This window comes from Streptomyces sp. NPDC058773, from assembly GCF_042746015.1.
Taxonomy (GTDB): Bacteria; Actinomycetota; Actinomycetes; order Streptomycetales; family Streptomycetaceae; genus Streptomyces.
This window is the reverse complement of the sequence record NZ_JBHYPE010000001.1, coordinates 237,348-263,192: the sequence shown is the minus strand read 5'-3', so window position 1 is coordinate 263,192 and position 25,845 is coordinate 237,348. Positions and strand designations below refer to the sequence as shown.

The window sequence follows — 25,845 nt, the reverse complement described above, 5'->3', positions numbered from 1 at the left end:
TACGGGCGGGTAATGGTGCTGCGATTCTCGACGCATACCGCGCGGTATGTCACGCCCCCGGGAGTGTGTTCTTGCCCGCTCGGGCGGGATATGGCCAGGGGCGGCGCGGCACGGCTCCGCGGCGGCGGGTCCCGCGCGGCGGCGCACCCGCCCGGTCACGGCCGCGCGCCCGCCCGGTCACGGCCGCGCGCCCGCCCGGTCACCGCCGGTCCGCCGCCGGCGTCACCGCCTGGAGGACCAGCACCGACAGGTCGTCCTCGACCGGGCCGGTGCCGAAGTCGTGCGCGGCGCGGCGTACGTGTTCGGCGAGGGCCTTGGCGCCCAGTCCCCTACCGTCCCGCACGACCTCGATCAGGCCGTCGTTGTCGTCCAGCTGCCAGTTGCCGCAACGGCGTTCGGTGACCCCGTCGGTCACGCACAGCAGCGTCTCGCCCGGGGCGAGGGCGAAGGAGCTGGCCTGGAATTCGGTGCCCTCGTCGATGCCGAGCAGCATCTGGGGTTCGGAGGCCGCCTCGACGGTGCCGTCCACGAACATGTGCAGCGGTGGCGGATGGCCTGCGGTGGCAACCGTGCAGCGGGCCCCCGGTGTGCCCGGGTCGACCTCCAGCTCGCCGTAGAGCAGGCTCAGGAAGCGGGAGGTGGCCTGTTCGCCGCCCAGCTCCACCGCCTCCGCGCTCTCCTCCGCCATGGCCAGATTCAGCCGCCCGAGCACCGACTCGACGCCGTGCCCCTCACGGGCCAGCAGCCGCACCAGGTGGCGGGCCAGGCCGGTGACGGACATCGCCTCCGGGTCCTTGCCCTGGACGTCCCCCAGGAGGAAACACCAGCGGCGGTCGCCCATGGGGAAGACGTCGTAGAAGTCCCCGCCGACGGTCTGGCCCTCGCCGTGCGGCTCGTAGACGATCGCGGTGTCGACGCCGGGGATGCTGGCGAGCGTCGCGGGCAGCTGGCGCCGCTGGAGCGCCATGCTGATGGTGGTCTGCCGGGTGTACTGCCGGGCGGTGTGCACCGCCTGGGCGACGCGGCGGGCCACGTCCTCGACCATCCGCACCACGGTGTCGGTCATCTGGAGGTGGCCGGCCCGGCCGAGCAGCAGCATGCCCTGGTCGGTGTCCCGGGCGACCAGGGGGAAGGCCAGCGCGGACCCGCCCGAGGAGCCCGCGCCCGCGCATTCCGGCCAGGGCCAGGGAGTGCCGGCGGTGCGGATGACGTCGGCCGGCGGGTCCAGTTCCAGGTCGGCGCGGAGCGGTGCGATCCGCCGCTCGTCGACGTGCCAGACCCGGGACAGCTCCATCCCGCCGCCCTCGCTGGTCAGCCAGATCGCGCACCAGTCGGCGAGCCGGGGCACCAGCAGCTGGGCGGCGAGCGCGGTGACCATGTCCTGGTCGAGCTGCCCGGCCAGCAGTTCGCTGGTCTCGGCCAGGAAGGACGGGCCGCCGCGGTCCGCCCACTCGGCGGCGTACCCGTGCCTGCGGGGGCGCCGGGTGACGGGCCGGTCCGCCGGCCGCGGCGCGGGCTCGGCGACCGGGGAAGCGGGGCGGGTCACGACGCCGACCGTCCCGGGCCGGCCCTCGGTGGACTCCAGCCGGAACCACACGGTCTTGACCGACTTGCGGTAGGTCACGCCCCACGACTCCGCCAGCGCGCTCACCAGCTGGAGCCCGTAGCCCGGCTCCCCGGAGCGGGCGTCCACCCCGCCGCGCACCCGCCGGGCGGGATGGCGGTCGGACACCTCCATCACCAGCCCCAGCTTGGCCGGGCGGCGCTCCCCGTCCCCGTCGGCGGCCGCCTGCTCGTGCTCCAGCCGGCAGGTCACATCGATCTCGGTCCCGGCGTACATCACGGCGTTGGTGACCAGCTCGCTGGTGAGCAGGACGGCGTCGTGGATGAGTTCCGCGCTGATCGCCGCCGCTCCGGGTCCTGCCGTGGCGGGTGGCGCGGCCGCCCGTTCGGTGAGCAGCGCGCGCACAAACTTCCGTGCACCCGCCGCCGCGAGCTGGTTCGCGGGCAGGCCTTTCCGGGACACGGTTTCCGTCGTGGGCGGGGAGGACAGCGGTACCACTGCGCCCCCTGGATATGCCGGGAAAAAGTAATTACGAGCGCTTTATACTATGTCATAACTGCCCAAATGGATCACTCTGCCCGACTGGATTTCCCCACATCGATCACTGGGGATGGTGTGCCATGGCGCTCGACCCGGCCCGGCCCGAGTCTGCTTCTTCACCCCCGGAGCCTCCCGAGCCCGCTCAGTCCTCGCGTTCCACCGAACCGACCGCCACGTCGTCCGAACCGACCGCCCCGCCGTCGGAACCGTCCGCGCCGCCCGACCGGCGGTCCGGGCCCACGGCGTACGTCCCCCCTGCCGCATCGCCGCACGACGGTCAGTGGGTACGCACCAGTGAGCTGCGGCCCCTGCTCGCGGCGATGAACGCGGTACGCGACGGGGACTTCACCACCCGCGTGGAGGGCGCGCCGGACAGCGGCGCCACGGACGGGGTGCTGGCCGACATGGCCGGTGTCTTCAACCAGATCATCGCCCGCAACGCCCATCTCGCCTCCGAGCTGCAACGCGTCCGCGGGGAGATCATCCGGCAGGGCCGGCTGGACGAGCGGATCTCCGCGAGCCCCGGGCAGGGGACCTGGACGACGAACATCGAGGCGGCCAACACCGTGCTGGAAGCGCTGGTGGTGCCGCTCGCCAAGGCGACGAGGGTGCTGGACGCGGTGGCCGACGGCGATCTGACCCAGCGGGTGGATCTGCACGACGGCAACCGCCAGCTCCGCGGCGACATGCGCCGCCTGGGCAACGGCGTGAACCGCATGGTCGACCAGCTGTCGCTGTTCACCGGCGAGGTCACCCGGGTCGCCCGCGAGGTCGGCACCGAGGGCCGGCTCGGCGGCCGGGCCAAGGTGCAGGGGCTCTCCGGCGACTGGCTGCATGTGACCGAGGCGGTCAACACCATGGCGTCCCGGCTGACGGCGCAGGTGCGGGACATCGCCGTGGTCACCACCGCGGTGGCCACCGGCGACCTGACCCAGCAGGTGACGGTCGAGGCGACCGGGGAGCTGCTGGAGCTGAAGCTCACCGTGAACAAGATGGTGGACCAACTGCGGGCGTTCGCCGACGAGGTCACCCGCGTCGCCCGCGAGGTCGGCACCGAAGGGCAGCTGGGCGGCCGGGCGCAGGTCAGGGGCGTCTCCGGGGTCTGGAAAGACCTCACCGACAACGTGAACTTCATGGCGTCCAACCTGACCTGGCAGGTCCGCAACATCGCCCAGGTCACCACGGCGGTGGCCAACGGCGACCTGAGCCAGAAGATCACCGTGGACGCCCGGGGCGAGATCCTGGAGCTGAAGTCGACGATCAACACCATGGTCGACCAGCTCTCCGCCTTCGCCGACGAGGTCACCCGCGTCGCCCGCGAGGTCGGCACCGAAGGCCGGCTCGGCGGCCGGGCGCAGGTCAGGGGCGTCTCCGGGGTCTGGAAAGACCTCACCGAGAGCGTCAACTTCATGGCGGACAACCTGACCTCCCAGGTCCGCAACATCGCCCTGGTCGCCACCGCCGTCGCGGAGGGCGACCTCGGCAAGACGATCACCGTCGAGGCCAAGGGCGAGATCCTGGAGCTGAAGTCGACGATCAACACCATGGTCGACCAGCTCTCCGCCTTCGCCGACGAAGTCACCCGCGTCGCCCGCGAGGTCGGCACCGAAGGCAACCTGGGCGGCCAGGCCCAGGTCAGGGGCGTCTCCGGGGTCTGGAAAGACCTCACCGAGAGCGTCAACTTCATGGCCCTCAACCTGACCTCCCAGGTCCGCAACATCGCCCAGGTCACCACGGCCGTGGCCATGGGCGACCTGTCCAAGAAGATCGACGTGGACGCCCGCGGCGAGGTCCTGGAGCTGAAGGACACCGTCAACACGATGGTCCAGCAGCTGAGGGCCTTCGCGGACGAGGTCACCCGCGTCGCCCGCGAGGTCGGCACCGAGGGCCGGCTCGGCGGCCGGGCGCAGGTCCACGGTGTCTCCGGCGTCTGGAAGAACCTCACCGACAACGTCAACTCCATGGCGGACAACCTGACCTCCCAGGTCCGCAACATCGCCCAGGTCGCCACCGCCGTCGCCAAGGGCGACCTGTCCAAGAAGATCGACGTGGACGCCCGCGGCGAGATCCTGGAGCTGAAGACCACGATCAACACCATGGTCGACACCCTGTCCTCGTTCTCGTCCGAGGTGACCCGCGTGGCCCGCGAGGTCGGCAGCGAGGGCCAGCTCGGCGGCCAGGCCCGGGTCGAGGGCGTCTACGGCACCTGGAAGCGGCTGACCACCAGCGTCAACGAGCTGGCGCTGAACCTGACCACCCAGGTCCGCGCGATCGCCGAGGTGGCCAGCGCGGTCACCCAGGGCGACATGTCCGGCTCGATCACCGTCGACGCCCAGGGCGAGGTCGCCGCCCTGAAGAACAACGTCAACCTGATGGTCGCCAACCTCCGTGAGACCACCCGCGCCAAGGACTGGCTGGAGTCCAACCTCGCCCGTATCGCCAGCCTGATGCAGGGCCACCGCGACCTGGTCGAGGTCGCCGACCTGATCCTGCGCGAGCTGACCCCGCTGGTGAACGCGCAGTTCGGCGCGTTCTTCCTGGCCGAGGCGGGCGCCGAGCCGGGCGAAGGCCTGGAGCTGATCGCCGGTTACGGCACCGGCCAGCCCGAGGGCCGCCGCTCGCTGCCGCGGCTGCGGCTGGGCACCCCCGGCTGGGGCCTGATCACCCAGGCCGCCATGGAGAAGAAGCGCATCGTGGTCGAAGCCGTCCCGCCGGACTACATCACCATCAGCTCCGGACTCGGCGCCGCGGCCCCGGCCAGCATCGTCATCCTGCCGGTCCTCTTCGAGGACCAGGTGCTCGGCGTCATCGAGCTGGCCAGCTTCAGCCGCTTCAGCGACGTCCACCTCGCGTTCATCGACCAGTTCGTGAACACCATCGGCGTCTCCATCAACACCATCATCGCCAACTCCCGCACGGAGTCCCTGCTTTCGGAGTCCCAGCGGCTGACCGCCGAGCTGCGCCAGCGCTCCGACGAACTGCAGCTGACGAACGCCGAGTTGGAGGAGAAGGCGGCGCTGCTCGCCACCTCCTCCCAGTACAAGTCGGAGTTCCTGGCGAACATGTCGCACGAGCTGCGCACCCCGCTCAACTCCCTGCTGGTGCTCTCCCGGCTGCTCGCCGACAACCCCGACGGCCGGCTCTCCACGCAGGAGGTGGAGTTCGCCGTCACCATCCACCGCGCGGGCTCCGACCTGCTCCAGCTCATCAACGACATCCTCGACCTGTCGAAGATCGAGGCCGGCCGGATGGACGTGCACCCCAAGAAGCTGCCGCTGATCAAGCTGCTCGACTACGTCCGCGCCACCTTCCGCCCCCTCACCGTCGACCGCGGACTCACCTTCGAGGTGAAGGTCGGCGAGAACGTCCCCCAGGAGCTCTTCTCCGACGAACAGCGCCTCCAGCAGATCCTGCGCAACCTGCTGTCCAACGCGGTGAAGTTCACCTCCAACGGGGGTGTGGAACTCATCGTGCAGCGGGTACCGGGCACGGACTTCGAGGAGGAGTCCCTCCGCACCGCCGACGACGTCATCGCCCTCTCCGTCAAGGACACCGGCATCGGCATCTCGCCGGAGAAACTCGACGGCATCTTCGAGGCGTTCCAGCAGTCCGACGGCACCACCAACCGCAAATACGGCGGCACCGGTCTCGGCCTGTCCATCAGCCGCGACATGGCCGCGCTGCTCGGCGGCCGGATCATCGCCGAGAGCGAGCCGGGCGTCGGCTCGACCTTCACGCTGTACGTGCCCGCGCGCTACACCGGCCCCTTCCCGGCGCCGAGCCCCACCGCCGCCACCCGCCCCGCGGACAGCACCGCGCAGTCCGGCCCCGTCCTGGCCGAACAGCTCACCGCCAAGCCCGAACCGCAGCCGAGCGCGCCGGCCGGTGACCTCTTCCCCGCCCCGCAGGAGCAGGAGCTGACGCCCGCCGCCCCGACGGACGGGCACTCCCCCGACGGCGGCGCCGTCACCTGGCCCGAGACCACCCGCCTCAAGGACTGGCTCAGCGGACGCGCCGGTGAGGTGCTCGCGCAGCGCCGCATCCTCATCGTCGACGACGACATCCGCAATGTCTTCGCCCTCACGCACGTCCTGGGCCGGGTCGGGATCAGCGTGAAGTACGCCGAGAACGGCCGCGAGGGCCTGGAGGTCCTCGACCGGACACCGGATGTCTCGCTGGTGCTGATGGACATCATGATGCCGGAAATGGATGGTTACGAGATGATCAAGGCGATCCGCCAGGCACCCCGGTTCGCGGACCTGCCGGTCATCGCGCTCACCGCGAAGGCCATGCCCGGCGACCGCGAGAAGGCGATCGAGAGCGGGGCCAACGACTACATCCCCAAGCCGGTGGACGTGGACCGGCTGCTGTCCGTGATCTGCCGCCTGCTCGACCCGGAGATCGGCGACCCGTCGCCGCACCCCGATCCGGGGACCCGCGACGCCACCACTGCCGCCGCCACCGACGACAGCGGCGGCCGGAACGACCAGGGAACGGCGGGGCAGGAAACATGACGACCACACCCGACACCTCGTCCAGCATCCTCATCGTCGACGACATGGAGGAGAACCTGGTCGCGCTGGAGGCCGTGCTGGGCTCCCTCACCCAGAAGGTGGTCCGGGCGCGATCCGGCGAAGAGGCCCTCAAGGCCATGCTCCGCGAGGAGTTCGCGGTGGTGCTCATCGATGTGCTGATGCCGGGCATGAACGGCTTCGAGACCGCCGCGAACATCAAGGGCCTCGACCAGACCAAGGACGTCCCGATCATCCTGCTCACCGGCGCCTCGGTCGACCCGAACTACGCCTACCGCGGCTACACGGTCGGCGCCGCCGACTTCCTCATCAAGCCCTTCGACCCCTGGCTGCTGCGCACCAAGGTGAACGTCTTCCTGGACCTGCACCGCAAGAACCGCCAACTTGCCGCCCAGGCCGAGCAGTTGAAGCGCCTGCTGACCTCGGAGGAGCAGCTCCGCGGAGAGGGCCCGCCGCACGCGCCGCCGGCCGCAGCGACCACGGCCGCGACCGGCACGGAACCGGGCGCGCCGTCCGCCCCACCCCCGCCCGCGGTGACGACCTCGGCCCCGGCCGCCCCGTCGATCACGCCCCAGGAGTGTCCGGAGCCGCAGCGCCGGGAATCCGGCCCGCAGGCCGCGCACCCGCCCCTCCCCACGGAAGGCCCCGGCGCCCCGGCCCCGCCCGAGCCGCCCCCGTCGCCCGCGGCCCCCGCCGCCGGCGACGCGTCCCGCCTCGCGGACATCGCCGGCCAGCTCGCCGAGGTGGAACTCCTCCTGCGCGACGCCCAGGGCTCCGACAAAGAGCGCCTCGCCGACCGCATCGCCGAATTGGAGGCGTCGGTGGGGCGGTTGCTGGTGAGCCGGGGGACCTGACGCCGACACCGACGCACCGTTTCGCACGGCAATGCCGGCGGCACCCGGTGAAAGGGCACCGCCGGCATTCGGAAACGCTGAAGCGTGACGCCGAGAGCGCTATGTCTCCGGCCTTTCACGGGCGCTCCTGTCCCGGCTTCCCGGAAGCTTGTCGACCGTGCAGGCGTAAACCCCCGCCAGGACGAACAACGTCAGGTATTGAGCCCAGGTGACGTCATCGAGCGCCCTGCTCGCCGCGATGAGCACGCCGGCCCAGAGAAGAGTGAATGCGATCTTGGCCATCAGGATTTCCTACCCATTAGGCGAGCGACGAGAGGCAGCCGGTGGCTCCGGCGACAACCGTCTTCTTCGCGATGTCCGAGGCCACGTCCTTGCTGACGTACCGGCCGACGACCAGTGCTCCGGCTCCGCCGATCGCCCCCTTGACGAGGCAGTTCTTCACCATCTTCCGCATCTTGGTGTGGTTCATGAGGTAGGCGCAGTCGTCCTTGCTCTTCGACATGATGCACATCGAACGGGCTTCTTCGATGGGGTTCACCATCTGCGATTGCACCGCGGGCCGCGGATTCGATTCGGCGTGGGCCACACCGGCGCCGGCGGCGAGGACGATACCGCCCAGCATGACGGCCGACATCGCACCCGAGACAAGGCTCTTCATTGAATTTCCCCGATTCAACTTCACTATTCGGCACGGGCATTGGTCAGATGCCGCGCGCGCTTTGCCACCCACGAACGTACTAGCCGGTATGCGCCCGGGGAAACCCCGTTGAGCCGATCTTGAGCTTGACGATTTTGTGAAACTCCCCCGCGGGAGCCATGTTCGCCTTTCGGCTGACTGATCCTCAATGTCCAAATATCTCGCGCCTTGGGAAAGCGGCTTCACCTTCGGCACCAGCGGCCCGGTACCCGCTATTGCGTCGAAGAGAGCCGTCTCGGAAAACCACGCAACAACGGGTGCGGGTGCCCCCGGCCATCCCCCTGCTTGACCTTGACACGGTGACAAGCTCTTCACTGCGTGCCCAGGAGGTGGTCTCGATGACGATCACAAGGCAGGGCCCGGAGGCGGTACGAGCGCTCCAGGAGCTGGAGGACGGCCGTTCGTCCGTGCGGCTGCGGTCCGCGCTGGCGGTCGGCACGACGCCTGACCCGCGCTTCGTCGACAAGCTCATCGAGCGATGCGCGACCGAGCCCGAGTTCTTCGTCCGCGACATGCTGACCTGGGCGCTCACCCGCCACCCGGTGTCCGTCACGCTCCCCGCGCTGCTCCGCGAAGTCCGCTCCGAGCGCGCGCAGGCACGGAGCCAGGCGCTGCACACGCTGTCCAAGATCGGGGACCCGCAGGCGTGGCCGGCGATCACCCGGGCACTCCTGTCCGACGCCGACGACGAGGTGGCCCGGAGCGCCTGGAGGGCCGCGGTCGTGCTGGTGCCGGAAGGCGAAGAGGCCGCGTTGGCCGCGGTGTTGGCGACGCAGCTCGGACGCGGTGAGCGGGACACGCAGCTGAGTCTGAGCCGGGCGCTGGTCGCGCTGGGTGAAGTGATCGTGCCGGCGCTGCGTTCCGCGACGACGGCCCCTGACCCGCGCAGGCGCACGCACGCGCTCGCCACACAACGGCTGCTGCGCGACCCGGACGCCCGATTCGAGTCCGCGATCGAGGAGGCGAAACGCACCGTGGCCCTCGGCGGGTCCGGCCGGGAGGGACAATAGGACGTGTTGATCGGTGAGGTGGCGCGACGCTCCGGGGTCAGTGCCCGCATGCTGCGGCATTACGAGTCGCTCGGTCTGGTGCGCCCTTCGGGCCGTACCGGCTCCGGATACCGGGAGTACTCCGGTGCGGACATCCAGCGGATCTTCCATATCGAGAGCCTGCGGTCGCTGGGGCTGTCGCTGCGCGAGACCGGACGCGCGCTCGACGAGCCCGGCTTCACACCTTCGGCACTCGTCGGCGACCTCATCCGTCAGACGCGCGACCGCATCGCGACCGAGACCGAGCTGCTCACGCGGCTGTGCCGCATCCATGCCGCGGACCCCGCCGGCTGGGAGGACGTCCTCCAGGTCGTCGCGCTCCTCCACGCGCTGGGGTCGAAGAGCGCCGGCACCCGCCAGCGCGCGGCGCTGTCCTCGGGCGACGAGGTTCCGGTGCCGGTGGAGGCCCTGGTCGAGGCGGCACTTCGCGAGACGGAGCCGAACGTCGCCGGGGCCCTGCGCTGGGCGCTGGCACGCTCGGGCGACGGCGGCGCGGCACTGCTGGCGGAGGCCCTCGGCTCACCGGCGGCCGCGGTGCGGGAACGCGCCGTTCAGTCCCTCGCCGAGCTGCCCGGTGACGAGGCCGCCGCGCGCCTGCGGGATGCCCTCGCGCACCCCGACGCCGTGGTCCGCGGGTATGCCGCCCTGGCGCTCGGCGCCTGTGGCGTGGCCGACGCGATCCCCACGCTCCTCGACATGATCGTGGGCGGACGGAACGACACCGATGCGGCCGACGCACTGAGCGTGCTGGCGAGCGACACCGCGACGGCGGATCAGATCGCGACCAGGCTCGCCGACCGCCTCGCCCACGACACCACCGAGGCACCGGCCCGCGGGCGGCTGACCCAGGCACTGGCGGGCATCCCCGGGACGAGGGCCTCACATGCCCTCATGGAGCTGTCGCAGGACGCGGACCGTGCCGTGGCGCTGACCGCGGCGTACCTTCTTCAGCTGCGCGGCGCGCGGGCCGACGCCCCGGCCCGCGGCGTACCGAAGTCCGGTACCCCGGACGCCGGTTGACCGCCGGGCGGTCGACCTGTCGGCCGGCACGGCCGGTCCCCTCATCGGCCCCACAACGGCAGGTCGAATTCCGCCCGGACCGTCTTGAGCGCGGTGCGCTCCTCACTCGGCGGCCACCGTCGCCTGCCACGCGCCCGGGCGTTTGCCCGTGGCCTTGTGGAAGAACACCGAGAAGTTGGATGCGTCGGAGAAGCCGAGTATGTCGGCACAGCGGGCGGCGGTGAGGCGGTCGTGTGCGAGGAGCCGTTTGGCTTCCAGGGTGATCCGTTCGACGAGGTACGCCTTCGCGGTGCGGCCGGTGGCCTGCTGCACCGCTCGTGAGAGGGTGCGGGGCGCGTATCCCAGCGCACGGGCGTAGTAGCCGGCGTCGTGGTGTTGCCGGAAGTGCGCTTCGACGCCGGCGCGGAACAACCGGAACACCGGATGTGTGAGCCGTGCTTCCGCGTGCGGTGGGTGCAGCCGGGTGAGGAGCGCGGAGAGCAGGATTTCGGGCAGCTCCGTCGAGGAGTCACCGGGTGGGGCGGATGCTTCGAGGAGGAGATGGCTGCGCGCCGCGTCGACGAAGGGCCAGTCGGCGTCGGGGATGCTCCAGTGCGCGGCCGGGTCCGGGGAGGCGACGCGTTCTCGGGTGGTGTGGGTGACCGGCGCGGTCGGCACGAACAGCACGAGGTGCCCTGCCACTTCGGCGATGTCGTCCCACCGGTGCACCGCGCCGGGGGGAATCCACACCGCGGACCGCTTTTGGAGCGGGTGGAGGTGGAAATCGACCGTGACGGAGCCGGGTCCGGCGTCGATGAGGGCAAGGACGTGGAAGTCGGCGCGCTGCGTGCCTCCGTCGTTCAGCTCGCGAAGGCGGCCGAACGTCATCGTCTCGACCGAGGCGGCGCGGCGTCCTGCGGGCTCGTAGACCATCTGCCGGATCATGCTCACGTGTCCAGTTTTCACCATCGAGCGACCAGTCACGCCGATGCCCCGTCCGGGTGCGGAAGTTTCCATGAATACACAGGGCAATCGCCTGGAGCATCGACCGGAAGAGCCATCATGAAGACGACGCAGCAGACGCTTCTGCCCGCTTACGACCATCGGCCGGGGACCGGGCCGACTCTGGTGTTCCTGCACTATTGGGGTGGTTCTGCCCGCACCTGGGACCTCGTCGTCGACCACCTGGCGGGCCGTGATGTGCTCACGGTCGACTTCCGCGGGTGGAGCCGGTCGAGCGCTCTGCCCGGTCCCTATACGCTCGGCCAGCTCGCCGACGACACACTCGCCGTGCTCGCGGATGCGGGGGTCACCGACTACGTCCTGGTGGGGCATTCGATGGGGGGCAAGGTCGCACAGCTGGTCGCGGCCACCCGGCCCGCCGGCTTGCGCGGCATCGTTCTCGTCGGCTCCGGCCCGGCGAAGCCCGCCGCACAGGTCACTCCCGAGTACCAGGAAGCCCTGTCGCACGCCTACGACTCCGCCGAGTCCGTGGCCGGGGCACGGGATCACGTCCTCACCGCGACCGAGCTGCCCGCTCCGGTCAGGGCGCAGATCGTGACCGATTCGCGGACCGTCACCGACGCCGCCCGCACCGAGTGGCCGCAGCGCGGCATCGCGCAGGACATCACCGAGCACACGCGCATGGTCAGCGTGCCCGCTCTCGTCGTCGCCGGAGAACACGACCAGGTGGAGCCCGTCGGCGTGCTCCGCGACAACCTGGTGCCCTACCTCTCCCAAGCCGACTTCGTGGTGGTCCCCCACACCGGTCATCTGATCCCGCTGGAAGCCCCGGCCGACCTCGCCGACGCCATCACCGCATTCGCGCCGGCAGCCTGACCTCCCCGCGGCCCGACGACGGGCTGTGCCCCTGATCACCCGCCCACGGGGCCGGGACAGGCCCTGCCGCGTTGCACCGCACCCGACAGATCTGCTGGTACGCCGGCCGCACAGCGGCCGGCACCGCATCGTGGACGACCTGTTCCCCGAGCCGGCCGCCCGGGGTCCGGGGCAACGCGGTGAGCGGCGCCCGTCACGCACCAGCCGCCTCCCCGTCTCACGCCCCCAACGGGCCCAGCGAGCGACCCCCTTCTTGTGACTTCTGGCGCACCCTCGCGGAGCGGACGAAGAGGCGTCCGAACAGCTGGAACCGGGCCGCGGGCTCGCTACTGGCCCACCCGTCCGTCGACGCACTCGCGCAGCAGGTCCGCGTGGCCGCAGTGGCGGGCGTACTCCTCGATCCGGTGCACCAACAGCTCCCGGATCGCGATGTCGTCCTTGCCCACGCGCTCGCCCAGGTCAGCGTGCTCGGCGAGCGCGGCGTCGGTCGCCGCCTGCTCGCGTTCCAGGTCGGCGTACGAGGCGTCGACCACGGCCCGCTCGGCGACGGCGCCGTTGAAGTCCGCGTCGCGCGCGCCGTACAGCTTGGGCAGCGGGTCGGCGTCGGTGAGCCAGTTGCGCCAGTCCCGCTCCACCTCGGCGAGGTGGCGAATCAGGCCGAGCAGCGACATCGTCGACGGCGGAACCGAGCGCCGGGCCAACTGCTCCGCGTCCAGGCCGTCGCACTTCATCCGCAGGGTCGTGCGGTAGTCCGCCAAGTAGTCCTGGAGCGTGGCGAGTTCGCCTTCGGGCCCGGGGCCCTCGTTGTCACGGGGATCGTCCTTGGGATCGACCCACATGTCGGGGTGGACGGTCGCCTCGGTCCATCGCGCGGGGTGGTCGTCAGTAGTCATGTGTCGCATGGTCGTGGGCGACGGCAGCGCCCGCCACCGAATTCGCGGGAAGGGGCCGTCAGGCAAGCGCTTCCGGGGCCTTGGTGCGCGGTCCGCCCGCATCGCCCGTGTTGGGCGTACCGGCCGGTTCGAGGAGCAGAATGGCGGTCTCCTCGTCGGCCAGCGGGCAGTGTTCGACGCCCCGGGGGACCACGTACAGCTCGCCGGGACCGACCACCACATCGCCGTCCCTGAGCTGGAGGGTGAGCCGGCCGCTGAGGACCAGGAACAGTTCGTCGGTGTCGTCGTGGCGGTGCCAGACGAACTCGCCCTTCAGCTTGGCGAGTTTGACCTCGTAGTCGTTGAGCTGGGCGATCTTCTTCTGCGACCACAGGTCGCTGAACTGCGCGAGCTTGTCGATCAGGTTCGCGGGAGCGGGCTGCTGGTTCATCCCTTGAGACTGCCGTGACCCGTATCCGGCCGTCTTGTACGTTCCTGGCATGACAGACGGCCCGCCCCGTACGACGATCAGCGCCTGGCGCCCGTCCGTGCCCGGCATCGCCGAGGTCTTCCACGCGCACTTCACCGAGCACGCGTATCCGGCCCACACCCATGACACCTGGGCCCTGATGATCCTCAACGACGGGGCGGTCGACTTCGCGTGCGACCGTCACCGTCATGGCGTGACCGGCGCCGGCACGGTCGTCCTGCTGCCGCCCGGCGTCTCCCACGACGGCCGGACGGTCACAGCGAGCGGCTTCCGCAAGCGGGTGCTCTACCTGGACGCGGTCGTACTCCCGGAGGAGCTGACCGGCCGGGCGGTGGACGGGCCGGTGTTCGGCGACGCGCTGCTGCGGCAGCGCATCCAGCAGCTGCACACCGCGCTCGGGGACGCGGGCGACGCGTTCGAGGCGGAATCCCGGCTGGCCTTCGTCCGGGAGCGGCTGCACGGGCACCTGGCCGCGCTGCGGCCGCCGCGTGCACCGGGCCCCGAGGCGAACCGGCTGGCCGCCGAGCTGCGCGACCTGCTGGATTCCCGGCTGACGGCCGGCCTGTCCCTCCAGGAGGCGGCCGGCGTCCTGCACGCCCACCCCACCCACCTGATCCGCTGCTTCAAGCAGACCTACGGCCTGCCGCCGCACGCCTACCTGACCGGCAAGCGCATCGAACGGGCCCGCGGCCTGCTCCTCGACGGCCGCCGCCCGGCAGAGGTCGCGGCCACCGTGGGCTTCCACGACCAGGCCCATCTGCACCGGCACTTCATCCGGCACGTGGGCACGACACCGGCGCGCTACGCGCTCACGCGACCGTCCCGCTGACGCTCACCTCATGGCGCGTGCACCGGCCGTCGGGGGTGATGCGCAGCCGCTGCCGCTCCACGCCGGGACGGCCGACGGCCACGTACTCCTCGTATGACCGGGCGACCTCGTCCCACAGCTTCCTGGCGCCGTACTGGGAGACCGTGAAGGCCGAGGTCTGCTGTCCGTCGTAGTCCACACAGGCCCAGCTGTCCGTCCGGCCGTCGGCCAGCCACAGCCGCGTATGGGCCTCGGCCACCTCGGTGTCCCACACGTGCCAGGCTCCCGGCACGCGGAGGCCGATGTACATCTGCGCATCGAGGTCGTTCCCGGCAACTGACCAGGGGGACAGCCCCGTTGTGGACCGCTCGGGCTCCTGACGCCCGGGCTCCTGGCCCTCGCGCTCGCGCGGAATGCCGGCGCGTAGCTCTGCGTCGACCTGTTGGGCGCGCAGGAGCATGAACGAGCCGTACGGGGCGAGCGAACCCTCGGCTGTTCCGTCTGCCTGCTTCGTGGCGATGAGCGTCCCGAAGTTGCACCAGGGGGTGTCCCACGGGATGACGAGGAGACCGCCGGTCACGGTCTGCTCCAGCCAGGGGAGCGGCACGGTCCGGACGGAGCAGGTGGCGATGAGCCGGTCGTAGGGCGCGTTCGGCCGCCAGCCGCCCGCGCCGTCCGCGCACACCACGTCCGGCTGCTGCCCACTGGCCTTCAGCGCCTGCTGTGCGCGGCGCGTCAGCTCGGGGTCGACGTCGAGCGAGGTCACGTTTTCCGCGCCGCAGAGGAAGGCGAGCAGAGCCGCGTTGAACCCGGTGCCGGTGCCGATCTCCAGCACCGAGTGCCCCGCCCGTACGTGGAGCGCCCGCAGCATCCGTACGACCACACTGGGCATCGACGCGGAGGAGGACGGGGCACGGTGGCCTTCGGGGCTCTCCGTGAACTGGGTGACGAGCGGGGCGTCGCGGTAAGCCGCGCGCCACCAGCGGCCGGGCTCGCCCTCCCGGTCGCACGGCTCGTGCCCGCCGTTCCCGTCCCGCAGCCACAGGGTGGGCGGCAGAAAGAGATGGCGGGGTACGGCGCGCAAGGCGGCTTGCAGGTCAGCGGGGACGGGGAAACCGAGCTGCTCGGCGATCTCGTCCAGCAGACCGCCGATGGCCTCGTCGGGGGCGGGATGCGAGGTCAACTGGCCTGCTCGGGCTTCGGCGGCGGAGTGGGCTCCGGAGCCGGTGGGACCGGTCGGCCCGGCTGCTGTCCGTCGTCTCCGATCGGACTGCGGTGCTTTCCCACTTCGCCCTCCTTCGTCTGCCACTCAGAGCCACGGCGAGCGTACGGCCGGCCGGAGAGGTGACGGAAGGGCTCAAAAGGTGCACGCGCCGGGCGCGCCGTGCGGAGCCCCGCGCATCCGGATCAGGCCGACAGCATCCCCAGTTCCGGGTCTTCCCGGAGTTTGGCCAGGGCACGGGAGACGGCGCTCTTGACCGTGCCGATGGAGACCTCCATGACCTCGGCGGTCTGGGCCTCGCTGAGGTCCTCGTAATACCTGAGGACGACCATGGCCCGCTGACGGGCGGGCAGTCGCATCACGGCGCGCCACATCGCGTCGCGCAGGCCCTGGAGTTCGGCCGGGTCCGGGGCCGCCAGCGGCTCCGGCTCCGGCAGCTCGTCGACGGCGAATTCCTCGACCTTGCGCTTGCGCCACTGGGAGGTGCGGGTGTTGATCAGCGCGCGGCGGACGTAGCCGTCCAGGGCGCGGTGGTCCTCGATCCGGTCCCAGGCCACATAGGTCTTGGTCAGCGCCGTCTGGAGGAGGTCTTCGGCATCGTTGGGATTGGGCGACATCGACCGCGCAGCGCGCAGCAGGACCGGCCCCCGGGCCCGTACATAGGACGAGAACGTCGGGAACACAGCGGCGGTCGAAGCGCTTGTGCACACTGGCGTGGTCATGGGCACCACGCTAGGAGCGCAGGTGGGGTCGGGGGATCGCCCCCAGGTGCCGAAGCCCTATCCGTCTCAAGTTGTACGGGTGGTGCCTGCCCCACCTCCTCAAGGCGGACGGGCGGCGACCCGCCCCTAGGGTCTCTCCCCGTGCCGACGCACCGTGGCCTCCCCGAGACCGGGAGCGGGCCGACGGGTGCCGGCTGGTCCCACACCACCGCGTGGGACCAGCCGGCAGTCGCAGAACTTCCTTCGGCTCTCTCCTGCCGGAGCAGTTGCAGGAAGGGCGTACGACCAGGTCAGCGAGGCTTTATCCCCAGGGCCCATCGGGGTTCGTGGTGACACAGCCGACGGGCACCCATCCCCTGGTCCCCTTGTAGTCGACCTCGATCCAGCCGTTGTCCCGGCTGCCGCACAGGTTGTACTTCTCGCCCGTCGTCCTGCCGACGCACGTAGTGCCCCTCTTGCCCTTGGGGAAGTTACCGCGAGCCGCGGCCTTCACCTTCCGCGACGTGCGGATGAGGACGGTTTCGTCCGCCCGGACCCGGCCGATCGTGCAGCCGCTCGCGGCCGAGACCGCCGCCGCGGCGTGGGTGGCCGAGGACGGTGCGGAACCAGGCGAAGCGGCCATCGCGGTGTTGCCGGCCATGGCGGCTCCCAGCGTGGCCGTTATCGCGACAGCAGACCTCAGCTTCGTGAACTTCACTTATGTCCTCCGTTTTGGGCATGACCAAGATGTGCGCACCGCGACCGAGCCCCGTGATGCAACGCGGTCCGCGCGGCCCGTTCGTACGGTCGGTCGCATGCCCCACCGAATGAGGCGCGGTCCGCGCGGCCAGGGCCCTGAACGGAACCGGACCGAATCCTTCAACCCCGTCGTTCCCCACGATCACGAACCACCGGAGCGGACCCTTCAACGCCAGGCCACGGGACTCCGTCTTCGTGAGCGCACGCGGTAAGGATGCCATGGAACGATCATTAACGCTGAGAGTTCAACTCCCCTTCCCCCGCTGGGTGGTGGAGCAGAACATCAGCGGCAACGGCCGCGGCGGATGGGACGTCGGACACGTACCTCAGTGATCCGCCGCGAGGATCAGACCCGAGGTCGGGACCCCGGTCCCGGCCGTGACCAGCACATGCGCGGGGGTGCCCGCCTGGTTGACGGAGGTGCCGCGGAGCTGGCGTACGGCCTCGGCGATGCCGTTCATGCCGTGGAGATAGGCCTCGCCGAGCTGGCCGCCGTGGGTGTTCAGGGGGAGGGCGTCGGCGGCGACGAAGTCCGAGGCCTCGCCGGGCCCGCAGAAGCCGAACTCCTCCAGCTGCATCAGCACGAACGGCGTGAAGTGGTCGTAGAGGATCGCGACGTCGATGTCGGCGGGGGTCAGGCCGGCGGTGCGCCAGAGCTGGCGGGCGACCACGGTCATCTCGGGGAGGCCGGTCAGATCGTCGCGGTAGAAGCTGGTCATCTGCTCCTGGGCCCGGCCCGCGCCTTGCGCCGCTGCCGTGATCAGCGCGGGCGGATGCGGCAGCGTACGGGCCCGCTCGGGCGAGGTCACCACGATCGCCTGGGCGCCGTCGGTCTCCTGGCAGCAGTCCAGCAGCCGTAGGGGTTCCACGATCCAGCGCGAGGCGGCGTGGTCGGCGAGGGTGATCGGCTTGTGGTGGAAGTACGCCGCCGGATTGCGGGCGGCGTGGCGGCGGTCGGTGACCGCGACCGGCCCGAAGGCGTCCGGGGTCAGCCCGTAGGTGTGGAGGTAGCGCTGAGCGGCCATGGCGACCCAGGAGGCGGGGGTGAGCAGGCCGAAGGGCAGGTTCCAGCCGAGCGCCGCGCCCTCGGCGGACGGCTCCCGCCGCTGTACACCCGAGCCGAAGCGGCGGCCGGAGCGCTCGTTGAAAGCCCGGTAGCAGACGACGACTTCGGCGATACCGGTGGCGACCGCCAGGGCCGCCTGCTGGACGGTGGCACAGGCCGCGCCGCCCCCGTAGTGGACCCGCGAGAAGAACGAGAGCTCACCGATCCCGGCCGCCTGGGCGACGGTGATCTCGGGGTTGGTGTCCATGGTGAAGGTGACCAGCCCGTCGACGTCCGCGGGGGTCAGCCCGGCGTCGTCGAGGGCGGCCCGGACGGCCTCGACGGCCAGCTGCAGTTCGCTGCGCCCGGAGTCCTTGGAGAACTCGGTCGCACCGATGCCGGCAATGGCGGCCCGGCCGCCCAGGGAGTCGGGGCGGTGGAGGGTCACGGGGTGGCCTCCGGGGTGGCCTCCGGGCCGGCTGTGGGGCGCGTGCCCTCCGGGGGGTCTGCGGTGGCCGTGGGTTCCGGGAGGCCCACGGTGACCGTGCCGGTGACGTGGTGGCCGATGCCGTTCGCGCCGACGACACGCACCACGGCCGCGTCGTCCGTCACCTCGGTGATCGTGCCGCGCAACACCATGGTGTCTCCGGGGTAGTTGGGGGCACCCAGGCGAATGGCCACCTTGCGCAGGGTGCAGCGCGGGCCGAAGTGGTCGGTGATGTAGCGGCCGACCAGCCCGTTGGTGGTGAGGATGTTCATGAAGATCTCCGGGGAGCCCTTCGCACGGGCCGCCTCGGGGTCGTGGTGCACGTCCTGGTAGTCACGGGAGGCGAGCGCGCCCGCGACGATCAGGGTGCGGGTGAGGGGGACGGTGAGGGCGGGGAGCTCGTCGCCGGGGTTCAGGTCTCCGGGGTTCAGGTCTCCGGGGTTCATGGGGCCTCCGTCGTCCGGAGCGAGGGGGTCGGGCGGGCGGACGGCCTGGGGCGGGCGGCCGGCTCCGGTTCCGGGATGGCGGCTGCCTCCGGATGCCCCTCGGTGAGCAACTCGCCCAGTTGCTCCAGCACTTCGGCGCCCGAGCCGAGATATCCGGCGAGCTGCCTGCCCCAGAGGAAGTGCCGGTGGACGGGGTGGTCGACATCGGCGCCGATACCGCCGTGCAGATGCTGGCCGGTATGCACCACACGGGTACCCGCCTCGGACGCCCACCAGGAGGCGGTCAGCGCATGCGCCGCGGCGTCCAGGCCCGCGTCCCGGCGCCAGGCCGCCTCGTAGGCGGTCAGCCGGATGGCCTCGATGTCCATATGGGCGTCGGCGGCGCGCAGCAACACGCCCTGATTCGTGGAGAGCGGGCGGCCGAACTGTTCGCGGGTGGTGGTGTGCACCACCGCACGGGCCAGGGAACCGGCACAGACCCCGGCCTGAAGCCCGGCGAAGGCGATCCGGGCCAGGGCCAGGATGTCGGCGTGGGGGTTGCGGCCCAGGGGGCCTGTGAGGGCGGCTTTGCCCGGCCGCTCGGCGGCTCCGCCCGGGAGTTCGTCGAGGGCGTTGGCCTGGGCCGGGCGGGCCGGTGGGTCGCCGCCCAGGCGTTCAGCAGGGGCCTTGTCGAGGGCGAGGCGGCCCGCCGACCATGGTGCGGTGGTCTCGACCGGCTCCCGCCGCACCCCGGGGGCATCGGTGCGTACGATCCACACGGCCCGCGTGGCCTCGTCCGGCACCAGCACATGGGTGGCCGCACACAGCCACGGCACCACGGGAACGAGGCCGGTCAGGCGGCCTGTGCTGACGCCCGCCGGCGCCTCGGCCCGTACGCCACCCCGCCGCGCCGGGAAGGCCCCGGTGGCGACCGCCTCACCGGCCCGCAGCGCCGGCAGCAGCCGGGCCCGCTGCTCCGCGCTGCCGTGCGCGCCGATCGCCAGCAGGCCGTACCCGCAGGTCGCGGCGAACGGCACCTGCGCCGTCGTACGCCCCTGCTCCTCCAGCATCAGGACGACCCCCAGCAAGCCGGTCTCCTCCGCGGCGCCCGGCAGACCGGCCGCGCACAGCGCCTTCCACAGGCCGGTGTCGATACCGCTACCGGCCGCGGCGAGGCGCTCCGGCGTGGACAGATCGCCGAAGATCTCCGCCGCCAGGTCGCGGGCCGCCACCTGCTCCGGTGTGGGCGTGAAGTCCATCTCACCCCTCACCCCCCTCGGCCACCCGGAAGACCGGCAGCTCCAACTCCTCGTCCACACGCAGGAATTCAAGCCGCACAGGCATCCCGATCCGCACCTTGTCACAGGGCACGCCGACGATGTTGCTGACCATCCGCACCCCCTCCACCAGCTCGACCAAACCGACGGCGTAGGGGCTCGCCGCGCCGGGGCCCAGGGTGCCGGGGTCTTTCGCGTCGGGGCTCGCCGCGCCGGGAGCCGTCCCGTCCGGGGCCACCCCGCCCGGGGCCGCCGCCTCCGGGGCCGTCCCTTCCGGGGCTCTCCCATCGCCTGGTTGGGCGGGCATCGTGAAGGCGGGGAAGGGCGGATGGTGCATGACGACGTACGAGAAGACCGCCCCCGCGCCGCTCGCCTCAACGGTGTCCCACTCCAGCGACCCGCAACCGTTGCACCCCGGCAACCAGGGAAAACGCAGCGTCCGGCAGCCCGTACACCGCTGGATCAGCAGCCGATGCCCGCGGACGCCCTCCCAGAAGCCGGCGTTGTCACGATTGATCACGGGCCGCGGGCGCCGGGTCCCGGGCTCCTGGGCCCGGGTCGGCCGGCTACCGGGCTGCTGGGCTGGGGGCTCGCCCGTACGGGGCTGCTGGGCTGGGGGCTCGCCCGTACGGGGCTGCTGGGCTGGGGGCTCGCCCGTACGGGGCTGCTGGGCTGGGGGCTCGCCCGTACGTGACTGCCGCGCCCGCGGCCCCTCCGTACGGGCCCGCTCGGCCGTCTTGGGGCGCCGTACCGCCGGCGCGTACTTGAGGACCCGGAAGCGATGCGTGCCTGCCGGTTCGCCGTCCGCGCGGATATCCATCCGCGTCGTGATGAAGTGCCCGGTGCCCAGCTTCGTGGTCTTGCGCTCCGACACGGACTCGATCACGGAGTCGAAGGTGATCCGGTCCCCGGGCCGCAGCGGCCGCAGATACTCCTGCTCACAGTCGGTGGCCACGATGGAGGTGTATCCGGCGCTGTCGAGCAGCCCGGAGAGTTCGTCGTACGCGCCCGAGCGGTCCGCGTGTCCCGAGAGGCCGCCCATTGTCCAGGCCTGCAGCATGGTCGGCGGGGCGATCGCGTCCGGCCCCCGGTAGGCGGGGTTGGCATCGCCCACGGCCTCACACCAGTGCCGGATCATCGGCTCGTTGACCAGGTCCTTGCCCACCCCGGGGGCCGAGGTCGGCCGGCCCTCATAGGCCTTGAGCTGCTCGTGGGAGAGGTCGGGGGCACGCCCGTGACCGGGCCCGTCCCCGCCCCCGCACCCGTCCGCCGCCGGCTCCCCGCCACCCGACGTCCCGCTCATCGCCGCCCCCTCCGCATCCCCAGCCGCATCGTCGCGACGATCTCCCGCTGGACCTCGCTCACTCCGCCCCCGAACGTGTTGATCTGCGCCGCACGGTTCATCCGTTCCAGCTCTCCGTCCCCGAAGACGCCCGGCGAACCGGCCCGTACCAGGGCGGCGTCCCCGGCCACCTCCTGGCACATCCGGTAGACCTCGACGGTGCTCTCCGTCCCCGCGAACTTGACGCCGCTGGCGTCGCCGGGGCTGAGCGTCCCGGCGCCCACATCGCCGACCAGCCGCCAGTTCAGCAGCCGGGTGGCGGCCAGCCGGGCGTGCGCCTCGGCGAGCCGGGACCGCACCCAGGGGCGGTCGGCGGGCCGCTCGCCGGTCTCCCGGTCCGGCGTACGGGCGTACGCCAGCGCCGCGTCGACGGCGTCCTCGGCCTGCATGCCGAGCGCGGCCAACGCGACCCGTTCATGGTTGAGCTGATTGGTGATCAGCTGCCAGCCGGCGTTCTCCGCGCCGACCAGGTTTCCGGCCGGGACGCGGACGCCGTCGTAATAGGTGGCGGTGGTCGTGAGCCCACCGACGGTCTCGATCGGCGTCCACGAGAAGCCCCGTGCGTCGGTGGGCACCAGGATGATCGAAATGCCCCGGTGCTTGGGCGCATCCGGGTCGGTGCGACAGGCCAGCCAGATCCAGTCGGCCCGGTGGGCGTTACTGGTGAAGGACTTGGAGCCGTTGATCAGCCAGTGGGCGCCCTCGGGGGCGGTGGACGCATCCGGGGCGCCCTTAGGGAAAGCGGCCGCCCCCGAGGCTCCCTCAGGGCCGGTGGCCCTCCCCGCCTGTCTCACCGCGCGGGTGCGGAGCGCAGCGAGGTCGGTGCCGGCCTCGGGCTCCGTATAGCCGATCGCGAAGACGAGCTCGCCACTGAGGATGCGCGGCAGGAAGTAGTCCTTCTGCTGCTGCGTGCCGTACTTCATCAGCGTCGGCCCGACGGTGTTGAGGGTGACCATCGAGACCGGCGCCCCCGCACGGTACGCCTCGTCGAAGAAGACGAACTGCTCGTCGGGACCACGGCCCTGCCCTCCGTACTCCGTGGGCCAGCCCAGTCCCAGCATGCCGTCGGCACCGATCCGGCGCAGTACCGCACGCTGCGCCGCGGAGTCCTCGACCGGCCCGTCCGGCAGCACCTCCCGGAAGTACGAACGGAGTTCGGTGCGCAGTCGCTCCTGGCGCGCGGTGGGGGCGAGGTGCACGTCGGCGGCCTCCCCTTCTGGTGGCCGTACGCCCGGTGCGCTGGGTCCGGGCATACGAACGAGCGAGCGGGTTTCTGACTGTCCGTCAGAAACCCGCTCGCTGTCAAGGTCGGCGCAGTGAACCCCGGAGAAGCCCCATTCCCTCCGTGCCGGCCCTGACGCATCACCTGCCGGTCAGCGCCGCGCCCCCTGCGCGACGGGCCGGATCGCCCGGAGAACGGGCCGGATCACTCGAAGTTGGTGAAGTTCACGGTGGCGTTGGTCTGGTCGATGTCCGTCGGGCCGGAGCCGCTCACGCTCGCGGTGTTGTTCTGGTTGGAGGCGCCGGCACCGTTGGCGACTTGCTGGCCGGTGGTCGAGTTGCCGAGGTTGTCCCCGCCGACGCCGGTCCCCGTCTGGCTCGTCGCCGCCGCACTCGACCCACCGGTCGCAAAGCCACCGTTATCGGCCTGCGCCACACCGCTGAAGAGCGCGGCCGCAAACGGCAGCGCGGCGGCAACGGCGACAACGCGGGCGGTACGGATGCTTGCCATGTGTCTTCCTCCTACGGAACACGACTTCTGGACCATCTGAACTGCGGGGTTGCGGGGTTGCGGGGTGGGGGACGGGCGAGTGGGCAGGTGGCCGGCCTGGCTGGTGGACCGGACGGGTGGCCCGGGTTCACCGGCCGATGCACCAACCGGCCGGATGGATCGGAGTGCCGAGCGGCGCCCGCCCGCGGCCGGAGCCCGGGTCACGGTCGCCCGCCGACCCTCCTGACCAGCCGGCCGGGAGAGGCTCCCCCTGCCTCACCGACCACCCGACGCTCTCCCACCTCTCCCTCCCCTCCCCCTCACCCCCATAGCTCCGGATAACCGGACAACAACTCCGCTTGTTCATCGGGCAGTTGGCCGACACCCCGATACTTGCCTCGACGTCGCGAACTCAGCTTTGCCCACGAAGCCCCGGCGAATCCGTCGCGAGGAGACGATTCCCCCGCAAGCATGATCAGCCCCGATTCAAACCCCTGCCCCCACACGTCACCCCCGCCCACGCCCCCCCGCACCGACACCAGCCCCGCCACGGGCCCACCGACAACGGGACCGACACCCCACCCGGCGCACCGCCGCACCCGGCGCGCGGGTCACTGCAACCCACGCCCCCTTCCCTTCATCGAACGTTCGTACGAAAATAGAGCCATGGCCATGCACCGCCGCCATGCCGGAACACCGACCGACCCTCCACCCGATCCGCCGACCGGCCAACCGCCCGGCCCGCGGCCCAACCAGCCGCACGCACCGCGGGCCGGCCTGCGCGCCGCCAAGCCCACAAACGCCCCCAGCGCCGGCGCCCCCGCCGCTGAAACCACCCCGCCCGACACCGGCAGCACCACTGCCGCCATCCCCGGCACGGCCACCACCGCCGGCACCACCACAGCCACCCCCGACAGCACCGCACTCACCCGGGCGCTGCCGGCCGCCGAGGCCGGCTACCCCGTCATCCCGCTGACCCGCAGCAAGCTCCCCGCCATCCGCTCCCCGCACCGCGGGCACCCGGAGGTCCCGCCCTGCCGCGGCGCATGCGGACGGCTCGGGCACGGCGTGCACGATGCGAGCACCGACCCGCTCACCGTCCGCCGGATGTTCGCGGCCGCCCCCTGGGCCACCGGCTACGGCATCGCCTGCGGACGGCCCCCGCACCACCTCATCGGCATCGATCTCGACACCAAGAACGGCGCCGACGGCCTGACCGCGCTCCGCTTCCTCGCCGAACAGCACGGCTTCCCGATCCCGCCGACGGTCACGGTCCTGACCCCGAGCGGCGGCCGCCACCTCTGGTTCACGGGCCCGCCGTCCCCACCCGTACCGAATTCGGTCGGCAAGCTCGCCCCCGGCATCGACGTCCGCGGCGCAGCCGGCTATCTCGTCGGCCCCGGCTCACTCACCACCCACGGCCGGTACGCCCTGGCACCGGACGCACCAGACCACCCCGCCCCCATACCGAGCCGCCTGCTCACCCTCCTCACGGCCCCGCCCCCGCCCGCTCACCGCGAGTCGCCGTACGGCGTCCCGCCCCAGCCCGCCGCGGCGCTCATACGCTTCGTCCGGGCATCCCCACGTGGCCAGCGCAACGCCCGCCTCTTCTGGGCCGCCTGCCGCGCCCAGGAGGCCGGCCTGGGCCAGGAACTCTCCGCCCGCCTGGCAGAAGCCGCCCGTCACACCGGCCTGTCCGCAGCCGAGGCCCGCGCAACGATCGCTTCCGCAGCGCGCCGTGCGTAAGCGCGCGAGTGAGGTACGTGCGAGAGAGACGTAGACCAGGCGGGTGGGAGCCGCTCACCCCTTGCGCGCCTCGATCAGGAACCGGGTCGTCCGGGCCACGAACGCCCCCTCCTCCCGTATCAGCGCATCCAACTCCCGCAGCCGCTCCCGGTATTCCGCGACCGTGAAGCCGGGCACCATCCACACCACCTTCCGCAGGAAGTAGATGACCGCCCCGATGTCAAAGAACTCGGTCCGCAACGACTCCGCACGCAGATCGACCACCTCAAGCCCCGCCGCCTCCGCCGCCCGGCGCGCATCCTCGGGATGACGGGCCCGCCGTATGTGCTCCGGCTGCGGCCCCAGGAAGTACTCCACCAGCTCGAACACACTGGCCGGACCGACCTGTTGGGAGAAATACCGGCCGCCGGGCCGCAACACCCGGGCGATCTCTTCCCACCACACGGTCACCGGATGGCGGCTCGTCACCAGATCGAACGCCGCGTCGGCGAACGGCAGCGGCGGCTCATCCTCATCGGCCACCACCACCGCGCCGAGCGGATGCAACAGCCCGGTGGCCTTGGCGACATTGGGCGGCCAGGACTCCGTGGCCACCATCACCGGCGGCAGCTTCGCCGCCCCGGCGAGCACCTCACCGCCACCCGTCTGAATGTCCAACGCCGCCGGCACACCCGCCAGCCGCTCACTCATCGCCCGCTGATAGCCCCACGAAGGCCGCTCCTCCGTGGCCCGCCCCGCCAGCCACGAAAAGTCCCACCCCTCGACCGAAGCCACCTCCGCCTCGGCCACCAGCTCCTCAAATGATCGCGCCATACCTACACAATCACCGCAAGGCACCTACCCCGCCAGCGATTTTCCCCGCCCAACCTGCCGCCCCCGCCCGCAA

23 protein-coding genes are annotated in these 25,845 nt (G+C 71.5%); 7 read left to right on the top strand and 16 right to left on the bottom strand.

Annotated elements, in window-relative coordinates:
* Nucleotides 1-199 precede the first annotated feature (199 nt).
* Entirely contained in the window at nt 200-2,026 is a 1,827-nt protein-coding gene (locus ACFW5B_RS01175; RefSeq protein WP_386431252.1) for a SpoIIE family protein phosphatase, read from the bottom strand.
* A 398-nt stretch (nt 2,027-2,424) separates the two neighbouring features.
* On the opposite strand from ACFW5B_RS01175, the gene ACFW5B_RS01170 reads away from it, so the two are divergent.
* Together ACFW5B_RS01170 and ACFW5B_RS01165 are read left to right on the top strand one after the other, a co-directional pair.
* Entirely contained in the window at nt 2,425-6,618 is a 4,194-nt protein-coding gene (locus ACFW5B_RS01170) for a HAMP domain-containing protein (RefSeq protein WP_386431249.1), read from the top strand.
* On the top strand, nt 6,615-7,490 hold the full coding sequence (locus tag ACFW5B_RS01165) for a two-component system response regulator (RefSeq protein ID WP_386431246.1): 876 nt from the start codon (nt 6,615-6,617) through the stop codon (nt 7,488-7,490). Before ACFW5B_RS01170 ends, ACFW5B_RS01165 begins: the two co-directional genes overlap by 4 nt.
* A 99-nt stretch (nt 7,491-7,589) precedes the next feature.
* Here the strand turns inward: ACFW5B_RS01165 and ACFW5B_RS01160 are convergent, their stop codons facing one another.
* Entirely contained in the window at nt 7,590-7,772 is a 183-nt protein-coding gene (locus tag ACFW5B_RS01160) for a hypothetical protein (RefSeq protein ID WP_386431243.1), read from the bottom strand.
* Nucleotides 7,773-7,788: 16 nt separating this feature from the next.
* On the bottom strand, nt 7,789-8,148 hold the full coding sequence (locus ACFW5B_RS01155) for a hypothetical protein (protein ID WP_386431240.1): 360 nt from the start codon (nt 8,146-8,148) through the stop codon (nt 7,789-7,791).
* 377 nt (nt 8,149-8,525) lie between these two features.
* On the opposite strand from ACFW5B_RS01155, the gene ACFW5B_RS01150 reads away from it, so the two are divergent.
* Together ACFW5B_RS01150 and ACFW5B_RS01145 are read left to right on the top strand one after the other, a co-directional pair.
* Nucleotides 8,526-9,197: a HEAT repeat domain-containing protein gene (locus tag ACFW5B_RS01150; RefSeq protein ID WP_386431238.1), complete on the top strand. Its 672-nt coding sequence runs from the start codon at nt 8,526-8,528 to the stop codon at nt 9,195-9,197.
* 3 nt (nt 9,198-9,200) lie between these two features.
* Entirely contained in the window at nt 9,201-10,256 is a 1,056-nt protein-coding gene (locus ACFW5B_RS01145; protein ID WP_386431235.1) for a MerR family transcriptional regulator, read from the top strand.
* A gap of 102 nt (nt 10,257-10,358) precedes the next feature.
* Here the strand turns inward: ACFW5B_RS01145 and ACFW5B_RS01140 are convergent, their stop codons facing one another.
* Nucleotides 10,359-11,186 carry a helix-turn-helix domain-containing protein gene (locus ACFW5B_RS01140; protein ID WP_386431232.1) on the bottom strand — a complete coding sequence of 276 codons (828 nt, stop codon included), beginning with the start codon at nt 11,184-11,186 and terminating at the stop codon, nt 10,359-10,361.
* Nucleotides 11,187-11,297: 111 nt separating this feature from the next.
* Between ACFW5B_RS01140 and ACFW5B_RS01135 the strand changes: the two genes are divergently transcribed.
* Complete coding sequence (locus ACFW5B_RS01135) at nt 11,298-12,074, top strand: alpha/beta fold hydrolase (protein WP_386431229.1); 777 nt, start codon at nt 11,298-11,300, stop codon at nt 12,072-12,074.
* A 326-nt stretch (nt 12,075-12,400) separates the two neighbouring features.
* On the opposite strand, the gene ACFW5B_RS01130 is transcribed toward ACFW5B_RS01135, so the two are convergent.
* Nucleotides 12,401-12,976, bottom strand: a complete 576-nt coding sequence (locus tag ACFW5B_RS01130) for a DinB family protein (RefSeq protein ID WP_386431226.1) — start codon at nt 12,974-12,976, stop codon at nt 12,401-12,403.
* 49 nt (nt 12,977-13,025) lie between these two features.
* Nucleotides 13,026-13,397, bottom strand: a complete 372-nt coding sequence (locus ACFW5B_RS01125; protein WP_386431223.1) for a cupin domain-containing protein — start codon at nt 13,395-13,397, stop codon at nt 13,026-13,028.
* Nucleotides 13,398-13,446: 49 nt separating this feature from the next.
* Here ACFW5B_RS01125 and ACFW5B_RS01120 point away from each other — a divergent pair, with 49 nt between their 5' ends.
* Nucleotides 13,447-14,265: a helix-turn-helix domain-containing protein gene (locus ACFW5B_RS01120; protein WP_386431221.1), complete on the top strand. Its 819-nt coding sequence runs from the start codon at nt 13,447-13,449 to the stop codon at nt 14,263-14,265.
* Here the strand turns inward: ACFW5B_RS01120 and ACFW5B_RS01115 are convergent.
* The 9 genes from ACFW5B_RS01115 to ACFW5B_RS01075 all read right to left on the bottom strand — a co-directional run bounded on the left by ACFW5B_RS01115 (nt 14,246) and on the right by ACFW5B_RS01075 (nt 23,234).
* Complete coding sequence (locus ACFW5B_RS01115; protein WP_386431218.1) at nt 14,246-15,427, bottom strand: methyltransferase domain-containing protein; 1,182 nt, start codon at nt 15,425-15,427, stop codon at nt 14,246-14,248. The genes ACFW5B_RS01120 and ACFW5B_RS01115 overlap by 20 nt on opposite strands.
* Nucleotides 15,428-15,651: 224 nt before the next feature.
* Nucleotides 15,652-16,188: a SigE family RNA polymerase sigma factor gene (locus ACFW5B_RS01110; protein WP_386431215.1), complete on the bottom strand. Its 537-nt coding sequence runs from the start codon at nt 16,186-16,188 to the stop codon at nt 15,652-15,654.
* Nucleotides 16,189-16,489: 301 nt separating this feature from the next.
* Nucleotides 16,490-16,885: a hypothetical protein gene (locus ACFW5B_RS01105; RefSeq protein ID WP_386431212.1), complete on the bottom strand. Its 396-nt coding sequence runs from the start codon at nt 16,883-16,885 to the stop codon at nt 16,490-16,492.
* A gap of 367 nt (nt 16,886-17,252) precedes the next feature.
* On the bottom strand, nt 17,253-18,419 hold the full coding sequence (locus tag ACFW5B_RS01100; RefSeq protein WP_386431210.1) for a lipid-transfer protein: 1,167 nt from the start codon (nt 18,417-18,419) through the stop codon (nt 17,253-17,255).
* A complete protein-coding gene (locus tag ACFW5B_RS01095) occupies nt 18,416-18,874 on the bottom strand; it encodes a MaoC family dehydratase (RefSeq protein WP_386431688.1) in 459 nt (152 codons plus the stop codon). Before ACFW5B_RS01095 ends, ACFW5B_RS01100 begins: the two co-directional genes overlap by 4 nt.
* Nucleotides 18,875-18,900: 26 nt before the next feature.
* Nucleotides 18,901-20,142, bottom strand: a complete 1,242-nt coding sequence (locus tag ACFW5B_RS01090; protein WP_386431207.1) for an acyl-CoA dehydrogenase family protein — start codon at nt 20,140-20,142, stop codon at nt 18,901-18,903.
* A gap of 1 nt (nt 20,143) precedes the next feature.
* Complete coding sequence (locus tag ACFW5B_RS01085) at nt 20,144-21,325, bottom strand: OB-fold domain-containing protein (protein ID WP_386431685.1); 1,182 nt, start codon at nt 21,323-21,325, stop codon at nt 20,144-20,146.
* Between the two features lie 134 nt (nt 21,326-21,459).
* Nucleotides 21,460-22,701: an acyl-CoA dehydrogenase family protein gene (locus tag ACFW5B_RS01080; protein ID WP_386431682.1), complete on the bottom strand. Its 1,242-nt coding sequence runs from the start codon at nt 22,699-22,701 to the stop codon at nt 21,460-21,462.
* 227 nt (nt 22,702-22,928) lie between these two features.
* Nucleotides 22,929-23,234, bottom strand: coding sequence for a hypothetical protein (locus ACFW5B_RS01075; protein ID WP_386431204.1), 306 nt, complete (start codon nt 23,232-23,234; stop codon nt 22,929-22,931).
* A gap of 846 nt (nt 23,235-24,080) precedes the next feature.
* Between ACFW5B_RS01075 and ACFW5B_RS01070 the strand changes: the two genes are divergently transcribed.
* A complete protein-coding gene (locus ACFW5B_RS01070; RefSeq protein WP_386431679.1) occupies nt 24,081-24,959 on the top strand; it encodes a bifunctional DNA primase/polymerase in 879 nt (292 codons plus the stop codon).
* Nucleotides 24,960-25,013: 54 nt separating this feature from the next.
* Here ACFW5B_RS01070 and ACFW5B_RS01065 read toward each other — a convergent pair whose 3' ends face one another.
* Nucleotides 25,014-25,772, bottom strand: a complete 759-nt coding sequence (locus ACFW5B_RS01065; protein ID WP_386431202.1) for a class I SAM-dependent methyltransferase — start codon at nt 25,770-25,772, stop codon at nt 25,014-25,016.
* Nucleotides 25,773-25,845: the final 73 nt, after the last annotated feature.

What these genes read in the sequence shown, in the direction of transcription:
- ACFW5B_RS01135 (WP_386431229.1), top strand. Translation starts at nt 11,298, where the DNA reads ATGAAGACGACGCAGCAGACGCTTCTGCCCGCTTACGACCATCGGCCG.
- ACFW5B_RS01090 (WP_386431207.1), bottom strand. Translation starts at nt 20,142, where the DNA reads ATGGACTTCACGCCCACACCGGAGCAGGTGGCGGCCCGCGACCTGGCG.
- ACFW5B_RS01150 (WP_386431238.1), top strand. Translation starts at nt 8,526, where the DNA reads ATGACGATCACAAGGCAGGGCCCGGAGGCGGTACGAGCGCTCCAGGAG.
- ACFW5B_RS01130 (WP_386431226.1), bottom strand. Translation starts at nt 12,976, where the DNA reads ATGCGACACATGACTACTGACGACCACCCCGCGCGATGGACCGAGGCG.
- ACFW5B_RS01170 (WP_386431249.1), top strand. Translation starts at nt 2,425, where the DNA reads ATGAACGCGGTACGCGACGGGGACTTCACCACCCGCGTGGAGGGCGCG.
- ACFW5B_RS01165 (WP_386431246.1), top strand. Translation starts at nt 6,615, where the DNA reads ATGACGACCACACCCGACACCTCGTCCAGCATCCTCATCGTCGACGAC.
- ACFW5B_RS01110 (WP_386431215.1), bottom strand. Translation starts at nt 16,188, where the DNA reads ATGACCACGCCAGTGTGCACAAGCGCTTCGACCGCCGCTGTGTTCCCG.
- ACFW5B_RS01075 (WP_386431204.1), bottom strand. Translation starts at nt 23,234, where the DNA reads ATGGCAAGCATCCGTACCGCCCGCGTTGTCGCCGTTGCCGCCGCGCTG.
- ACFW5B_RS01120 (WP_386431221.1), top strand. Translation starts at nt 13,447, where the DNA reads ATGACAGACGGCCCGCCCCGTACGACGATCAGCGCCTGGCGCCCGTCC.
- ACFW5B_RS01125 (WP_386431223.1), bottom strand. Translation starts at nt 13,397, where the DNA reads ATGAACCAGCAGCCCGCTCCCGCGAACCTGATCGACAAGCTCGCGCAG.
- ACFW5B_RS01160 (WP_386431243.1), bottom strand. Translation starts at nt 7,772, where the DNA reads ATGGCCAAGATCGCATTCACTCTTCTCTGGGCCGGCGTGCTCATCGCG.
- ACFW5B_RS01065 (WP_386431202.1), bottom strand. Translation starts at nt 25,772, where the DNA reads ATGGCGCGATCATTTGAGGAGCTGGTGGCCGAGGCGGAGGTGGCTTCG.
- ACFW5B_RS01155 (WP_386431240.1), bottom strand. Translation starts at nt 8,148, where the DNA reads ATGAAGAGCCTTGTCTCGGGTGCGATGTCGGCCGTCATGCTGGGCGGT.